Annotated in this window: 17 protein-coding genes; 7 read left to right on the top strand and 10 right to left on the bottom strand. The window is 39.8% G+C overall.

Going from position 1 to position 16,128, the window contains the following annotated elements; all coding sequences use genetic code 11:
• Positions 1–3: 3 nt before the first annotated feature.
• From CH361_RS13370 to CH361_RS13355, 4 genes are read right to left on the bottom strand one after another with little or no spacing between them, the layout of a single operon-like run.
• On the bottom strand, positions 4–672 hold the full coding sequence (locus CH361_RS13370; protein ID WP_100791320.1) for an ATP-binding protein: 669 nt from the start codon (positions 670–672) through the stop codon (positions 4–6).
• 48 nt (positions 673–720) lie between these two features.
• On the bottom strand, positions 721–1,188 hold the full coding sequence (locus CH361_RS13365) for a tRNA (cytidine(34)-2'-O)-methyltransferase (RefSeq protein ID WP_100791319.1): 468 nt from the start codon (positions 1,186–1,188) through the stop codon (positions 721–723).
• An 8-nt stretch (positions 1,189–1,196) separates the two neighbouring features.
• Complete coding sequence (locus tag CH361_RS13360; protein ID WP_100791318.1) at positions 1,197–2,351, bottom strand: S1 RNA-binding domain-containing protein; 1,155 nt, start codon at positions 2,349–2,351, stop codon at positions 1,197–1,199.
• Entirely contained in the window at positions 2,348–3,724 is a 1,377-nt protein-coding gene (locus tag CH361_RS13355) for a hypothetical protein (RefSeq protein ID WP_100791317.1), read from the bottom strand. The genes CH361_RS13360 and CH361_RS13355 overlap by 4 nt, the downstream gene beginning before the upstream one ends.
• A 37-nt stretch (positions 3,725–3,761) precedes the next feature.
• On the opposite strand from CH361_RS13355, the gene CH361_RS13350 reads away from it, so the two are divergent.
• Both CH361_RS13350 and CH361_RS13345 read left to right on the top strand, forming a co-directional pair.
• Complete coding sequence (locus tag CH361_RS13350) at positions 3,762–4,466, top strand: histidine kinase (protein WP_100791316.1); 705 nt, start codon at positions 3,762–3,764, stop codon at positions 4,464–4,466.
• Between the two features lie 2 nt (positions 4,467–4,468).
• Positions 4,469–5,311, top strand: coding sequence for a glycosyltransferase family 2 protein (locus tag CH361_RS13345; RefSeq protein WP_100791315.1), 843 nt, complete (start codon positions 4,469–4,471; stop codon positions 5,309–5,311).
• On the opposite strand, the gene CH361_RS13340 is transcribed toward CH361_RS13345, so the two are convergent.
• On the bottom strand, positions 5,216–5,560 hold the full coding sequence (locus CH361_RS13340) for a hypothetical protein (RefSeq protein WP_100791314.1): 345 nt from the start codon (positions 5,558–5,560) through the stop codon (positions 5,216–5,218). The genes CH361_RS13345 and CH361_RS13340 overlap by 96 nt on opposite strands.
• Positions 5,561–5,634: 74 nt before the next feature.
• On the opposite strand from CH361_RS13340, the gene CH361_RS13335 reads away from it, so the two are divergent.
• The 5 genes from CH361_RS13335 to mutS all read left to right on the top strand — a co-directional run bounded on the left by CH361_RS13335 (position 5,635) and on the right by mutS (position 11,611).
• Positions 5,635–6,528 (top strand): shikimate dehydrogenase family protein, encoded by an 894-nt coding sequence (locus CH361_RS13335; protein ID WP_100791313.1) that lies wholly within the window; start codon positions 5,635–5,637, stop codon positions 6,526–6,528.
• Between the two features lie 45 nt (positions 6,529–6,573).
• Positions 6,574–7,773 carry a Mur ligase family protein gene (locus tag CH361_RS13330; protein ID WP_100791312.1) on the top strand — a complete coding sequence of 400 codons (1,200 nt, stop codon included), beginning with the start codon at positions 6,574–6,576 and terminating at the stop codon, positions 7,771–7,773.
• A gap of 62 nt (positions 7,774–7,835) precedes the next feature.
• Positions 7,836–8,456, top strand: a complete 621-nt coding sequence (locus CH361_RS13325) for a TetR/AcrR family transcriptional regulator (protein WP_100791311.1) — start codon at positions 7,836–7,838, stop codon at positions 8,454–8,456.
• Positions 8,457–8,472: 16 nt separating this feature from the next.
• Complete coding sequence (locus CH361_RS13320) at positions 8,473–9,105, top strand: phosphoribosylanthranilate isomerase (RefSeq protein ID WP_100791310.1); 633 nt, start codon at positions 8,473–8,475, stop codon at positions 9,103–9,105.
• Positions 9,089–11,611, top strand: a complete 2,523-nt coding sequence (gene mutS, locus CH361_RS13315) for a DNA mismatch repair protein MutS (RefSeq protein WP_100791309.1) — start codon at positions 9,089–9,091, stop codon at positions 11,609–11,611. The genes CH361_RS13320 and mutS overlap by 17 nt, the downstream gene beginning before the upstream one ends.
• Here mutS and serB read toward each other — a convergent pair.
• The 5 genes from serB to bioB all read right to left on the bottom strand — a co-directional run bounded on the left by serB (position 11,582) and on the right by bioB (position 16,095).
• A complete protein-coding gene (serB, locus tag CH361_RS13310) occupies positions 11,582–12,481 on the bottom strand; it encodes a phosphoserine phosphatase SerB (RefSeq protein WP_100791308.1) in 900 nt (299 codons plus the stop codon). The two genes, mutS and serB, sit on opposite strands and share 30 nt — an antisense overlap.
• 2 nt (positions 12,482–12,483) lie before the next feature.
• Entirely contained in the window at positions 12,484–13,209 is a 726-nt protein-coding gene (locus tag CH361_RS13305) for an SGNH/GDSL hydrolase family protein (RefSeq protein WP_100791525.1), read from the bottom strand.
• A gap of 19 nt (positions 13,210–13,228) precedes the next feature.
• Positions 13,229–13,408 carry a hypothetical protein gene (locus CH361_RS13300; RefSeq protein WP_002975048.1) on the bottom strand — a complete coding sequence of 60 codons (180 nt, stop codon included), beginning with the start codon at positions 13,406–13,408 and terminating at the stop codon, positions 13,229–13,231.
• 24 nt (positions 13,409–13,432) lie between these two features.
• Positions 13,433–14,947, bottom strand: a complete 1,515-nt coding sequence (locus CH361_RS13295; protein WP_100791307.1) for an MFS transporter — start codon at positions 14,945–14,947, stop codon at positions 13,433–13,435.
• 92 nt (positions 14,948–15,039) lie between these two features.
• Positions 15,040–16,095 (bottom strand): biotin synthase BioB, encoded by a 1,056-nt coding sequence (gene bioB, locus CH361_RS13290; protein WP_100791306.1) that lies wholly within the window; start codon positions 16,093–16,095, stop codon positions 15,040–15,042.
• Between the last annotated feature and the right edge of the window lie 33 nt (positions 16,096–16,128).

Genomic DNA, 16,128 nt, shown 5'->3' with positions numbered 1-16,128 from the left:
AACCTATGTTAGTTTACGAGTTGCTTTCAGTATAGCTTGTTTTCGATTGTCGGTGATTTCTAAATCCACTGAATCGAAAAGTTTTTGCATGACCATCATGCCGCGCATAAGAGTTGCTGTGGAAGAAAACTTACCTCTCTGAATATCATCTTCTAGATTAAAGTCTTTTACCGTATTGATCATTTCAATGGTGAATGTTTTATTTTTATCGATCCGAAATATCACTTCCACACCGCCACCGTCACCATACTTCGCGGCATTTTCAACGGCTTCTACAGTGGCAATACAAAGATCCATACGTAAATCTTCGACGATTCCATTTCTTTTTAGAAAGTAATCGAGTCTTGCGCGAACATATTGCATTGGGTTGTAAGGAAGTGCACCAAGAATGACAAACTGCTCGGTAGTCCCCATCTTACGAACGATAGGTGAAGATTCAGGAAGTAAATACTCCCTTGGGTCAATCGGATTTGTAGTGATGATTCCGTCTTTGATCAAATCTTCAAGGAGAGAAGTCATTGTTTCCAAAGTGGTATTTGGATTGTCCTTGAATTTTCGTTGGGTTTCCATAAACACCCAAGAGTAAAAATCGTTCACATTCCCCGAGAGGCCATTGGAGAACAAAGTTTTCACTTCTTTCTCTAACTCAGTTCTGGAGAGAGGGAACGGCATATATTCCCATTTCAAGGGGAACGGAGGACTTGTAAATTGTTTTATCCTTTAGGGATTAGTCCGTGTTTTCTCTTGGCGCAGTGCTTCATAAAGTACAATGGCAACCGCATTGGAAAGATTGATGGATCGACTCACCTCTGCCATAGGTAAGGAAATAATATGTTCCGGAGGGCAGGAACGATGGATTTCTTCGGGCAGACCGGATGTTTCCCGGCCAAAAAGAAAGACATCCGTTGGGCGAAACGCAACATCCCAGTACACTTTGGTCCCAAACTTCGAAACTAAAAAAATTCGGCTCCCTTCCGCCTCTTTTTTGGTCCGAAATTCTTCAAAATCCGAAAAAAGACGAAGGTCCAAATCTTTCCAATAATCAAGTCCCGCCCGCCGGACCGCTTTTTCAGAAAGGTCAAAAGACGGCTCCCCCACAATGGAAAGAGGAACTCCCACATTCACACAAAGCCTTGCGATATTTCCTGTGTTAGGTGGGATTTCTGGGCGAAAAAGAGCGATTTCCAAAGGGCAAATTACTTCTTATTCTTTTTTTCCAACGATTTTTGCAAAGCCAGTCCAAAACTAGAAACGGAACTCGGACTTTCTTCCTTGGTCATATACTCTTGGTATTCCATTCGATCTTTTGCTTCTGCCGCTTTGGAAATAGACAAAGCAATTTGTCTTTTTTCAGGATTGATTTCCAAAACAAAAACTTCCAACTTTTGGCCAGGGTTAAAGACAGTATTTAAAGGTGTACGAGAAGGAACTCCTGTTTCTTTGTTAGGAACAAGGCCAGTAAAATCATCACCTAACCGAACGAATAAACCAAAAGGTTTGATCGATTCTAAGGTTCCAGTCACAATGTCCGATTCTTTGAACGGAAGTTTTCCAGACCATGGATCTGATAAAAAGTCTTTTACACTGAGCGAAATTTTATTCGTAGCCCAGTCCAAAGTCAAAATTTTGGCACGGAGAGATTCACCCACTCGGAACTCTGTGGTCAGGTCTGCATTTTTTTTGTAGGTTGCTTCCGATTGCGGAACCAAAGCATCAAATCCGTCCATGTCTACAATTAGGCCAAACTTATGGATGCTTTTGATAGAGCAGGAAACAAACATTCCGACTTTCAGTTCATCACGTAACAGCTGTTTCTTAGATTCTCTTTCTTTATCTGCAATTTTTTTCTGAGATAAAATGATTTTATTTTGTTTTTTCCCAAGTTCTGAAATCACAAACCGGATTCGTTTTCCAGCAATGTTTTTCCCTTTTAAGGAAATATCCAATTGGCTAAAAGGAACAAAGGCAGAGAAACTACCAAGTTTGACATCCCAACCACCATTTGCTTCGGTAAGCAATTGACCAAGCACAGGAATTTCATACTGTGATGCCAAATCAATATGTTCTTCTGTTAGGTTGTCGCCGGAAAGACAGGTAGTAAAATAAAAATCTCCGGAGTTTTCTTTTAAAAAGTAAACAACAAGTGAGTCGTTAACCTTTGGTGGAACTTCATCTCTCCATTCTTCAGTAGAAATATTTCCTGTGATTTTATTTTCTACAGTGCGAATGAACACATAATCATTCTTAACAGCTGTTACTTTGGCTTCATGACGTGAGCCAGGTTCGATGGATTGTCTTTTTTTAAAACTTTCTTCTAATAAACGTTCAAATTCTGAGGATGGGCCTTTCATTTTGCGGTTCCTTCCTTGGTGGGTTTTGGGGTATATACCAGTTTTCCTCCTAATACCATGGATTCAATTGGAAATATTCCGGAAGGCCGTTTCAGGGGATTTTCGTTGTGGACGGAGAAATGTGCAGGACCTCCCACTCGGATTTTCCCCTCGTGATCGGCACCAACAAAGGAACAAGTTTTCAGAGTCAAAGTTTGAAGGATCTCCCTACGGATTTGTGGTAAGGTTTCTGGATCAAGATTGGTAGTTTGTAAATTCGGTGAAAAGGAACCAAAAAACGAAGCCCAAAATCCAGGTTTCCCGATGGGAGCACTCGTTCTCTCTCCCCATTTTTTTGTGAGTAAGGCCTCCCAAAGCCTCACTTCCACAATGGCAGCTTGTCCTGGGAAAAGTCCAAAATGCCCTGCCCCACTGGCAAAAAGGAGATTCTTTCTCGCCTCGGCTTCCGTTTGAAATGTGGATTGGTATTCGGAAAAATTGGGAACAGAGTCGCTATCTTCTCCCGGCTCGGACTCAATCGAAAACGAATCCTTCCACCGAGCTCCAAAAACCGAATGGAGCTTCGACCAAACTTCAATCTCCTCCTTCCAAACTTCAGGATTGGATTTTAGATTTTGGATGTAGAGAACGGACAACATCGGTGCCCAACGAAAGTCTCTTTTTTGTGTCCGGTACAAATTAGTTCCTGCCGGCATGGGGTGAAAGATCACAGCAAATCCCGTGTCCAAAGCATCCTCCCAACTGGTTTTGTCCGAAAAAGTATAGGCCACCGGTAAATAACCTTTTTCCTCTCCTTCTCTCCGTTTGGCATAGAGTTCGGTTTGAGAAAAACCCCTGTTTTCTACTTCTTTTAAAAAAATGGGGAGGTGACGATTTCGTTTGGGATCGGGAACAAGACCTAGTCCCGAATGATAAAGAGAACTTTGTCCGATTGCGATTTCTGAATAGAGCGCTGGTTTTTGTGACTGAGTGAAAATTGGTGAAAACCATTTCGATTTGGTGATTTCATTTTGTACTTGGGTGAGATTTGGATCTCCCACCGACTCAATATGGCTGAATCCGGCTGCTAAATACCCAGAAAGGTAGGTTGGAAGCTCATCACGGTTGGTTTTCCCTCCTCGTGCATTGGCTCCCAAGGTCACAGAAGCATCACAAAATCCAGGGAGCAGGTACTTCGGATTGGAAACCGGTGTCCCTTCTCGGAAAGAGATGACTTTGCCTTGTGCCACTTCTAAATCGACAAATCCGCCAAAATTGGCTTTTTCACTGTCCCAAATTCGTACTGATTTCATTTTCAAATTTTGGGACAGAAGAATTGTAGGGGCAAAAGCCGATAGAAATAAGGAGAGGAATAGAAGCCTGCGGTTTTTCATACTAGCGGTCTTAGTTACCTTGACAGTAAGGACTAGAATGGAAAAGATTTCGGGTATGGGAAAGGAAACAAGCGAGATTTCTGATCACATCAAATTACACATCGAAAATGGGAAAATTCTCTCGCTAAAGACTCACCGGGTGTCCAAATCCGTTGAAGAGCACATCAAAGAGGCTGTTGGCCTGATTTTGGATCGCCTCACCTATCCCACTCTCGTCCCAACTCTCTATACCATCATCAAAGAACTGGCGATCAATGCCTGCAAAGCCAACCAAAAACGTGTCTTTTTTGAAGAACGCGGATACAGTATGCTGAACCCCTCTCAATATGCAAGGGGAGTTAGAGAATACCGTGAAATGTTTTCAGAAGAGATGTCCAACGAATTTGGAATGAAAGCCAAAAAGAAAGGATACTATTGTTTAATTAATTTTAAATTTAATGATGATGGGATCACCATCGAAGTCATCAACAACACCCCTATTGCCAAAGAAGAAGAAAAAGCCATTAGAGAAAGATTAGAGAAAGGTATGGTCTATGATGACATCGCCCAGTTCTATATGGACAATGCTGATACCACAGAAGGTGCCGGCCTTGGTCTTGCTCTCATTCTCATTATGCTCAAAGGGGAAGGTATCGACCCCAATTTCTTTCGAATCATTATCGGAGAAGATTCCACCATCGCAAGATTAGAAATCCCTCTTTCTGATAAGTTTGTCTCTGTGCGAGACCCCAACCAAATTTAAATATGCCTCTTCCTTTATCCTGTGCCATCATTACCCTCAACGAAGAGGATAATATTTCTCGCACGCTCAAAGCCCTTTCGTTTATAGAAGATATTGTTGTCATCGATTCTGGTTCCACAGACAAAACAGTAACAATTGCAAAGTCTTTAGGAGCACGTGTTTTCTATCGTAAGTTTGATAATTATGCTTCGCAAAAGAACTTTGCCATCGAACAAACTAAGTTTGATTGGGTCCTTGCCATTGATGCTGATGAAGTGGTTTCTGATGGATTAAAGTCCGAAATTATCAATTTATTTGCTCACAACAAACTCCAATCTGTTGGTTATCTTGTCCCTCGCCTGACTTATTATTTAGGAAAATGGATTCGTTTTGGCGGGTATTATCCTAACTACCAAATTAGATTATTTAAAAAAACGGCTGGAGAGTTTAGCGGTGGTTTGGTGCATGAAAGAGTTAAACTCATCGGAAAACCAATCAAACTAAAGAATCCACTTTATCATTATTCTTATAAAAACATATCCGACCATTTACAATTCATTGATCGATATTCTAGTTTGTTTGCAGAAGAAGAATTCAGAAAAGGAAAATCGAGTTCGGTGTTTTGGGCTTTTTTAAAAGCCTGTTTTAAAGGATTCTATATGTATTGGATTCGGTTGGGAATCCTAGATGGTAAACAAGGATTTGTACTCGCCCTTCTAGGATTTTATTATAATTTTCTTAAATACTTAAAGTTGTATGAAAAATCGAAATCAATCTCTTCTTTCTTTGTTATGGTTGATTCGGTTCATGATGTAAAGGGCAGTAAATCCACCGAGAAAGATGGCGACCAAGTTCACGTTGGATAACTGAGTGGATCCAATTTTTGGAGACATGAGCCACATAATGATGTCACGGATATAAGTTTGGAACGTTGCAAAAACAATTAACGCTCCAATCCCTGCAACAAAAGTGGATCCCCAAAATTTTCCGAGTAAGTCTTTCTTTTTATAATAATAAAAATAATAGGCACAGGCTGCGGATGCGAGAAAAAAGAATAAAATATCTACTAGAATTGTCCATGGTTCTGATGGCGCGGCAAGCGGTAATGAAATCATTGTTCTTGTACCTGTCTAATACCTATTTTCGGTAAGCCATAGTTTAGTCCATAAGATAAAAAAAGAGGTTTTCCTTGTATTCAAAACACACTGAAATTTTTGGGATTTTAGGATATCCCTTGGGTCATACTCTTTCTCCTTGGATCCATAATACTCTATTCCAACTCTCAGGGTATGATGGAGTCTATTTGGTATTTGAGAACGAAAGATGGAAAGAGATTGGCCTTCGCCCCTTAATAGATCTAGGAGTGAAGGGAGTTTCAGTAACCATACCATTGAAAGAATGGGCCTATTCACAAGCGAACGTTGTTTGTAATGCTTCAAAGACCATGGGCTCTTCCAATACCTTAATTTTCCGCGATGGAAACATCCAAGCTGTGAATACGGACGGAACAGGTGCAGTTCTCTCCATCACAAAATCCAATCCAGAGCTTTTAGATCCTAAAAAAGAAAAACAAATTTTAATCCTGGGAAGTGGGGGAAGTGCCAAAGGGATTCTATTTGAAATTGCGGAGACTCTTAAAAAAAACAGTAGTGATAAAAAGATCCAAAGAAAGGTAAAAATCCTCGCAAGGAATGAATCTGCTTCCAAAGAAATATCTTTTTCCTTGGGGAATCCTGATTGGTTGCATATTACCTCCAAAGAAGAGTGTATGAAAGAAGTGGATCAGTATGACCTCATCATCCACACCACTCCCGTGGGAATGAAAGGATTTGGTGGGGAACCAATACTCGATAAAAAATTTTTTACCAAAAAACATACGTTATTCGATATTGTTTATAACCCTTTAGAAACCGACCTAGTCAAAGAGGCTAAGAAAAAAAAGGCAGATATCATTCCTGGATATCATATGTTACTTTACCAAGGGATCAAACAATTTGAGTTATTTACAAATTCGAAAGCCAAAGAGAAATGGATTGGGAAAGTGGAGTCTTTACTTCTAAAACAATTAAAGTCTAGAGTTTAACTTTAATATTTATGAACGAAAAGGTTTAAATCTAGATCAATCACAATGCAGTTTTTGAATTTTTTACATAGCTTACAGAATATAGAAAAAACGAGAAACTTCAATGTATTCAAAGAATATTCATTGGAAGGATTATCCAAACTCTTTCTATCTTTAAGTTCCAAACATAAGGTTCACAAACCCATTCGAATCAGCGTTGTGGGAACCAACGGAAAAGGTTCCACTTCACACTATTTAGCTTCTCTACTTTCTACTTTGGGATATAAAACTGGACTTTATACTTCGCCTCACCTTCTTACCCCCTTGGAGCGGTTCCAAATTTTTAAAGAAGGAAAACCAGAGTTATCAAACCAAGACGAAGTTGAGGCCTTCTTTCAAAGAACCATTCTCCCCGACTTAAAAGAATTTGAATCTCTTTCCTATTTTGAATTTTTAACTGTATTTTCTTATCTCTACTTTTCTTTTCAAAAAACAGAGTTTGAAATTTGGGAAGCTGGGCTCGGAGGAAGACTCGATGCCACAAAACTTGTCCATGCTGATTATGTTGTACTCACAAAGATTGGGATCGATCATTCTGAAATCTTAGGTGACACCAAAGAAAAAATCTGTCAGGAAAAATTAGGAATCCTAACAGATGTTTGCAGGCAACTTGTGGCGATGGATCCAGAAGACTTGAGTCTAAAAAAAGAAATCGAAAGTTTTCCAAAAATAAAAATACCGGTTCAGATTCTACCGACAGAAAAAAAACCAACCTACCTAGAAACAAACTTTCTTTTTGCGAAAGAAACATTAGGTTCATTCCTTCCTGGCCTTCGCCCTAGGCTAAACTCCATTTCTTGGGAATCCGTAGGACGACCTCGAGGGAGAATGGAAGTTTTACATACAAGCCCTGAGATTGTTTTTGATCCTGCTCACAACCCAGAAGCCATTGCGACAACCACAAGGGAATTTTCCCTCACACATGACTCCTTTTCCATCGTTTTGGGGAGCCTGCCCGACAAAGACAGGGAAGGAATCTTACGAGTTTTGGAAGGCCTCCCCCTCCAGTCTCTTTACCTTTGGGAGGGAGCCGGATTTGGAACCTTTCCAGAGCCTCCAGAAGTGTTAAGGCCCAGAACAACGAGAGTTCATTCTGAGGAAAATCTGAAAGGCTTATTTCAAGGCAGATCTCCGGTTTTGGTGTTAGGAAGTTTTCGCCTGTATGGAATTGTGGCAAATTTGATACAAAATACAATAAACATGTAAAATTAAACTTTACAAATGAATCCTGAACGACATTGTTCTTTTAGGAAACAACGTTCAGGATCATGCAAACGCCCAAAGAACACACAAGAAAAGAAATCTTACAAGCGGCTCGAGAAGAATTCATTCAACTCGGTTTTGAGAAGGCTAGTATGCGAACCATTGCCAAAAAAGCAAAGGTATCCACGAGTAATATCTATAATTACTTCGAAAACAAAGAACACCTACTCACGGAAATCTTACAGCCAGTTCTTTCTGGAATGGAAAAAGCTTTTGCTTATGTTTCCCATCCAGATTATTTCGAAAAAAGATTTAACGACAGTTATGATGCATGGAAGGAACGATTTCATGTTGCACTCGATTATGTAGATACAAATCGAGATGATTTTATCCTTTTATTAACCAAAGCCCAAGGCTCGCATTTAGAAGAATTCCCAGATACTGTTCTCACTCGTCTTACAAAAATCAATTTTGAACAGTATACGACCTTCAAAGAAAAAACTCCAAGTTACAAGGGAGAAGTAAGCGAATTCGTTGTTCGAAACATTCTTTCTTTCTTTCTCAATATCTTTGTCCAAATGGTTAGACAGGGCATTTCCAAAGAGGATATGTTGTTCTATCAGGACAGTTTCCTTAAATTTTTACACTACGGATACAAAGGATCGATTGCCTCTGATCTGAGTTGATTCAATCTGGTTCTCGATGGGAACCGGATACAAAATCAAAATCTGTGGAATCAAAGACCTGGCCACATTGGAACTCTGTGTGGACCTCCAGGTCGATTTGGTTGGCCTCAATTTTTCCCCACGATCCCCACGCCAAATCGATGAAGAAACAGCAAAGTCCTTATTAAAACTTAGATCCAAACCAGGATTCCCAAAACTAGTCTTTTTATTCTTCGAAAACTCTGTTTCCGAAATTCAAAATTTGACAGAACGTTACAATCCCGATCTCATCCAACTCATTCGTGGTGATAAGTTTCTAACCCAAGAACTTTGGACAAACTTCACAGAGAAAAAAACTCTCCTACCTGCCATTCGTATCCAAGAGAAAGTCATCTCCGATGATGACTTAGAACCAAAATCCGATTTAGTCATTCTAGATAGTTATAATAAAGATTTTGGTGGTGGGACCGGGCATAGTTTCCCTTGGGAATATGTAACATCCGTAAAACGACCTTTCTTACTTGCTGGCGGAATCACACCCCAAAATGTCAAAACTGCTCTCGAAACAGTCCATCCCTATGGAATCGATGTTGCAAGCGGAGTAGAAACCGACGGGAAAAAAGATCCAAAAAAAATACGAGAATTGGTACAAAATGTCCGAACAATATGAAGCATTGAATACTCCCGTAATGCGCCAATACATGGAAGTGAAAGAACAACATCCAGATGGAATTGTATTTTTCCGTATGGGCGATTTTTACGAGATGTTCTTAGAGGATGCAAAAATTGCTGCGCAGATTTTAGACATCACTCTTACCAAAAGACAAAATCAAATCCCTATGGCCGGGATTCCTTACCATGCTACAGAAAGTTATATATCTAGGTTGATCGCTGCTGGAAAAAAAGTAATAGTCTGTGAACAAATCAAACCAGAAGACCCCAAAGCCAAAATCATGTCGAGAGAAGTGGTTCGGATCATCACACCAGGAACAGTGGTTGAAGACAATTTACTCGGCGGATACCAAAACAATTATTTATCCTTATACTATAAGGAAAAAACATCCGTCTATTTAGCGTTTGCTGATGTATCCACTTCTGAACTATTATATTTCTTTTTTTCAGAAAATGAAACAGAAAGAATCAACGATACAATCAAAAGATTCTCACCAAAAGAAATCATCTATACTGATGAATTGCCTCCACTCACAAAAGAATTAAAAATCATCCTTTCACAAGTGCCTGCCGATTTTATCCCCAAAAAGAAAGGGGCAGGAATTGATACGGTTGTCCATGTTCTGGATGCTTATCTCCAATACAATTACAGAAAACAAAACTTTGTTTTTAAGTCACCCAGACGAATTGATGAAAACGAATATTTAGTTCTAGATGAACAAACGGTTGCCCACTTAGAACTTGTTGAAAATCCAAATGATAAAAACCATACACTGTTTGGAGTTTTAAATCGTTGTATTACAGCCACCGGGAAACGGTATCTAAAACAAAGGATTCTTTTCCCAACCCGAGAAGAAAACAAAATCAAATCCCATTGGGATAAAATAGAAATTTTATCTGCCAACAAAAAAGAAAGGTTCCAAATCAAAGAATCGTTAGGTGATCTTATCGACTTAGAACGTGTTCTCACTCGGTTTCGTGTAGGAAAAGCCCTGCCACGAGATTTTCGTGGGATCGACAAAAGTTTAGAATCTACAAAAAATATCAAAACTATCTTAGATGGAATTGGTTATGATTTTTCCAAACTTCCGAAGGAACTTATAGGACTATCCAAACTATTTTTTGATACCCTCTTCGAAGGAGAACTTCCTGTATTTCTTGGGAATTCACCTTTTTTAAAATCGGGGTTCAACAAAGAATACGACGACGCCATCCTCGCTCGAGAAAAAGGGAAAGATTGGATTTTGGAATTGGAGGAGAAGGAGAAAAAAACATCCGGAATTTCTTCTTTAAAGATTCGTTACAATAAAATTTTGGGATACTTTATTGAAATCTCTAAAGCACAAGCAAAAGAAGTCCCTTCTCATTTCCTAAAAAAACAAACTCTTGTTACAGGAGAACGATTTACTTCTCCTGAATTAGAAGATTTAGAAAGAGCTATCCTCCAAGCAGATGAAATCATCGAAAGAATTGAAAAAGAAAAATTTGATGAACTGGTAGCACATTGTATTTCTCTTTATGAAGAGTTCCTCACTCTTTCCAACGAAGTAGCTTCGTTAGACTACCACCTCTCCCTCACAGAAACTAAGGAAGAATACCAATGGACAAGACCCGAAATTCGTAATGATGGAATTCTAAACTATTCCGAATCTCGCCATCCTGTCGTAGAAACTTTTTTACCTATTGGCGAACGTTTTGTACCCAATAGTTTAGACTTAAACCCGAAAGAAGGCGCCATCGCCGTGTTAACTGGCCCCAATATGGCCGGTAAATCCACTTTTATGCGCCAAATTGCTATCAACCAAATCCTCTTCCAAATGGGTTCTTATGTTCCCGCCAAGAAGGCGTCACTGGCTATAGTGGATCGAATCTTCACTCGGATTGGGTCAGGTGATAATCTCACCAAAGGTGAATCCACTTTCTTTGTTGAAATGAAAGAGACTGCCACCATTCTAAATCAATTTTCAGAAAACAGTTTGATCCTATTTGATGAAGTGGGCAGAGGAACTTCTACCTATGATGGACTATCAATTGCTTGGGCCATTTTAGAATTTTTATCTGCAAAATTTCCCAAACCAAAAACCATCTTTGCCACCCACTATCATGAGTTAACGGAACTAGAAAAAGGAAATGGAATTTTTAATTTGTATTTGGATACTTTTGAAAAAGAAGGAGAAATCCTATTTCTAAAAAAAGTCAAACGAGGGAAATCGAAACAATCGTTTGGGATCTATGTTGCAAAACTTGCAGGGATTCCTGAATCTGTTTCGGATCGGGCCAAAGAAATTTTATCTGGGCTAGAATCCAAAAAACGAGAAATCAAAATTAAAAATGAAGAACCGAGTTTGTTTGCAGGTCTTATGGACAATCAAACAAACAATATCTCTGCAAACGAAGAAAAGGTTTTAAAAAGATTAAAACAAATTGATCCAAACCAAATTCCGCCTTTAGAGGCATTATCCATTTTGGATGAATTAAAACGTATCCTCAAAGAGAAAGACTAAAGCAGATAGGTCAGTAAAGTCTATCCAATTAGTGATTTGATCTTTTAATCCTTGTTTGGCGTGGATACCAATACCAATACCAGCTGCTCCGAGCATCAGTGCATCATTGGCCCCATCTCCCACAGCAACCACTTGTTCTATTGGAATGGAGAGTTCTCTAGCATATTGTTTTAGATAAATTTCTTTTTTTTCCCTGTTGATGATCTCACCAAAAATGGAACCTGTAAAAATTCCATCTACTTCTTCTAAACCATTGGCTCTATAAAAGCTAACAGGGTACTTTTCGGAGAATAACTGTAATACGGGAGTAAACCCACCGCTCAGGATTCCGAGTTTTGATCCATTGGCCGGAACAAATTGAAATACCTTTTCCATTCCATCATTCAGCGTGAGTAGATCATACACTTCTTTAAAACTTTCTTTGGAAAGTCCCGCTAAGTGTTTCACTCGGAGGCGAAGGGCTTCATCAAAACCCATTCCACCTTCCATTGCTTGTTTGGTCACAGTCGCCACTTCCTCAAACACTCCGTGTTTTCTTGCCAACTCATCAATGACTTCTTCGTTGATTACGGTGGAATCCATATCAAAAACAAAAAGCGACTCTTTATCCTTGGGTAGTAAAGCACCAAGATATAAAAAATCAATTTTATGTTCCGCCAATTGATTTCGAATATTCAGAACTTGATTTCTGTTTAAAGATTCAGGTTGCGAAATTCGGATACAATACAATCCAAACTTTTCCGTACGGGATATCGCCGAAAGCGAATCGGCAGTAGACGAATTTGTGGGATCAAACTTTAGATTATCAAAGGTTTTAGAAAGAATCGAATTAGGAATATGGGAACGAGAAATAAGAAGAAGGGAATTCATTTTTATTTTTGTAAATAAGGCCGTAACTTTTTACCCCAAAGTTCATATCCTTTTTCATTAAAATGTAGGCTGTCTCCATTGGGGCGGATGAATTCTTCACTGAGTGTAGGAGAATCTATTTTTCTCATTCTGTCCCAAACTTCGATATATTCCACATTGGCCGTGGTCCTTGCCACTTGGTTTAGAAATAGATTGAATACAGGAACAATTTGATTCAGTTCCTTCACTCTAGTAGGTGGAATGGCAATGAGAAGGATCTTTGTATTTCTATTTTTGGAATGAATCTTTTGAATGATTGCCAGGAGATTGTTTTGAACCAAACTCAAACACTTCCCTTGGATGAAATCATTCCCTCCAATTTCAATCACCACTGTTCCAGGATGGAGAGTCAGGGCGTCTTCTTCAATTCGGGTGAGTAGTGTTTCTGTCATATCCCCACCAATCCCACGATTGGTGACTGACTGGCCTGGGAATTCTTTCACCATTAACTCTGGTAAAAACAAATGCACCAGACTATCGCCTGCAAAAACAATATCTGATCTTTTGATTTTTGAATTATCTTCTGCGTATAACAGCCGTGTGGGGAGCCAAGCGTTCTCTATATACTTTTTAAAGTTAGAGTTGTCTCGCCACCCTGGCTCTGCAAAACATTGAAAACTGGAATCGAAATAATCGCGTTTCGAGCTCGATCTACAATCGGTGATGCTCGTCACTAGGGCAAGAACCATGCCCCAACGGAGGAAGATGTTAATCTTGTTCTTGCGGTTCATTCATTCGGAAGCGCTTTTGCCAATCTTTGATTTGCGCCTGCGCGTATTCTTCCGTATCACAAATCCGAAATTCAATCGGGTTATTTGTGGTTGTCTCAATGAGTTTGGCTTCGATATACCCGTTCTTTAACTTGGTTGTCTCAATGCGATATCTCATCTGAATAGCTCCAAAAACCAGGATTTAATTTCCACGTATCTTTGCAATCTCTTCTAAAGTTTCATCTTCCTTGTATTTTCCAAACAAAAAGATGGCTAATATACAGAATGCAGAGGCAAGAGGACCGGTCAGACGGACGCCGAGCTCCCCTCCTGCTTCTTCTACTTCGACTTTACAAATAGTAGATTCCTTACTTATTTTTGCCTCAACTTCATTATTTTTTTTCCCTTCTTGCGTAGGTTCGGAGACAGAAGGAGCAATGATTCCCGTTACATGGGGACTTACGTTTTTCTTTGTTTCACGATCAAGTCCGAGGAGAATGACAGTGCTAAAGATAAGAACCGCCAGTGTTTGTCCCAACTTTTGCATAAAGGTTCTTCCTGCATAAAACAGTCCTTCTCGTTTTGAACCGGTTTTTAATGAATCGAGTTCAGCAATATCAGCAAGGATCGCATTCGGCAAGATCCCAAGAATGGCAATAGGAATCGCCGCAATGGCTACGATCAAATAACCTTGGATATGTGACGGTATTGGCAAACGATCCTTCCCTATAAAATAGATCGAAAGGAATAATGCTAAAAAAACATAAAATCCAAATAAGACAGTTTTTTTCTTTCCCACTTTTCGAGCCACCCAATTGACCACTGGATAAAAAGCGAAGGAAACAAGTAACATCACGGTTAATAGTTGTGTGACAAACTCTCTCTCAAGTTCCAAAAGAACAGTGACGTAATAAGAAATCCCAGTAGTGAGAATGGTGAGAGCAAGAAAATAACAGAGGTCTGACAAAGCGAAGTATAGAAAATTCTTATTTTTGAATGTAAGAAAAATCGCTTCTTTGAAGGGAACACTCGAAGCTTCCGATTCACAATAGGTTTTTTCATGAATGGTGAAAACCGGGAAGTACATACAAATCGCTGCAAACAAACATAAAATCCCCAGAGCGTATTGGCGGGAAATTAAGGTTTGGAGAGATAGATCCGCATCAAAAACAAAACTAGATTTCAAAATTCCTGCAATGACTGGTTCTGTCGAGGCCACTATGATTCCCAAGGCATAGGTCACTGAAATATAAGTAGATAAGTTTAACCTTTCTTCTGGCGTATGTCCAAGCTCTGGGATGAGAGCAAAGAAGGGAGTGACATAGATGGTCAAAAAAAGGTAAAATAACAACATACAAACCGTCATCCAAACCAAATTTGTAGAAGAGATGAAATTGTATGGGGGAACAAAAATAAGCCAACAAAAGACGGCAGCGGGAATCCCTCCTAAAAACAGAAATGGAATCCGTCTACCGAACCGAGAGGAAAACCGGTCCGAAGAATTGGCGATCACAGGGTCAGTGAACGCATCCCATAAACGACCCACAGCAGCAACAATTCCAATCGTAGAGAGCCCCCAAAAGGCCATCTTTTCAATCAAATCAGGAAAACATTCCTGGCCTGGCTTTGGTGCGGGAGGAAGATAGAAGTAAACTTGATGGAGCCCGATGATATTAACGAGAGTGGACCAGCCCAATTGGCCGATCGCATAACTCATCTGCTTTCGAAACGGTAAAGATGGTTTTCGCATGTTTCTCACTAGAAGCGGTAAAGTAGGAGCATATTACCGCCAAAAGTAAAAAAGGCAAACTACTTTTTATGTTTATAGAGTTCCGGAAAATTTTTCTCGTCGTAGAGGAATTGTGATTCGAATTCATCCCATCCTTCAGGAACACCTTCCGTAAATTCAGGAACCATAGAACAGTCACGAATCAGGTTCATTGTTTGAACCATCTCACTACCTTTGACATTCAAATATCCTTCAGCAAACAATGAATTGGCTACGAAAAGAGCCATTGATTGTAAAGCACCCAAATGACCTTCCCTTCCCGCACCAATACGAATTTCTGAATCAGGATTGACCAATCGGAAAACAGATAAAACGCGAATACAGAATTCAGGAGTGAGTGACGACTTCTGGATGGCATGTCCTTTGATGGGAATAAAAAAGTTAACAGGGATAGAGATCACTCCAAGACGTTTCAATTCAAACGCAACTTGAACCAAGTCTTTTAGTTCTTCCCCCATTCCCACGATAATCCCAGAACAAAGACCAATATCAGCTTCTCTCGCCGCCTCAAGTGTTGTTAGTCGGTCTCTAAAGGTATGAGTGGAACAAATTTCATTGTATTTGGACTCAGATGTATTCAGGTTGTGATTGTATCTGTCGAGTCCCGCATCTTTTAGAGTCCTCGCTTTTTTTGCATCCAAGATCCCTGCAGACAAACAAACCTTCATCCCAAGTTCCCCATTGATTTTGGAAATGGTCTCAGCTAGTTTATCAACCGCCTTGTCTGTGGGACCGCGTCCCGAAGTCACCATACAAAACCGGTAGGCACCATTGTCTTTGGCACGTTTTGCATCTTCCCAAATTTCTTCTGGAGACTTTAAAGAATACTCTTGGATTCCTGAATCTCCACCTTTTCTTTGGGCACAATACCCACAATCTTCTGGGCAATAACCGTTTTTGATATTATCTAATATATGAATGCGAACACGGTTGGTATAATAACGATTTCTTTCTTCCGATGCACGCGCCACAACCGAAATTAAAGGAACTTTTCCTTCTAGGATTTCGAGGGCTTCCGCTTCCGTAATCAAGGAAGGTGCTGAGGAAACTGTTTTTTCTTGGACTTCTGCAATCATGGGAACAGGTTCTTGAGTCCAGGAACCTGTGTA

Source organism: Leptospira brenneri (genome assembly GCF_002812125.1).
Lineage (GTDB): Bacteria > Spirochaetota > Leptospiria > Leptospirales > Leptospiraceae > Leptospira_A > Leptospira_A brenneri.
Note: the sequence above shows the minus strand (reverse complement) of the source record. Positions and strands in the feature narration are given on the sequence as shown.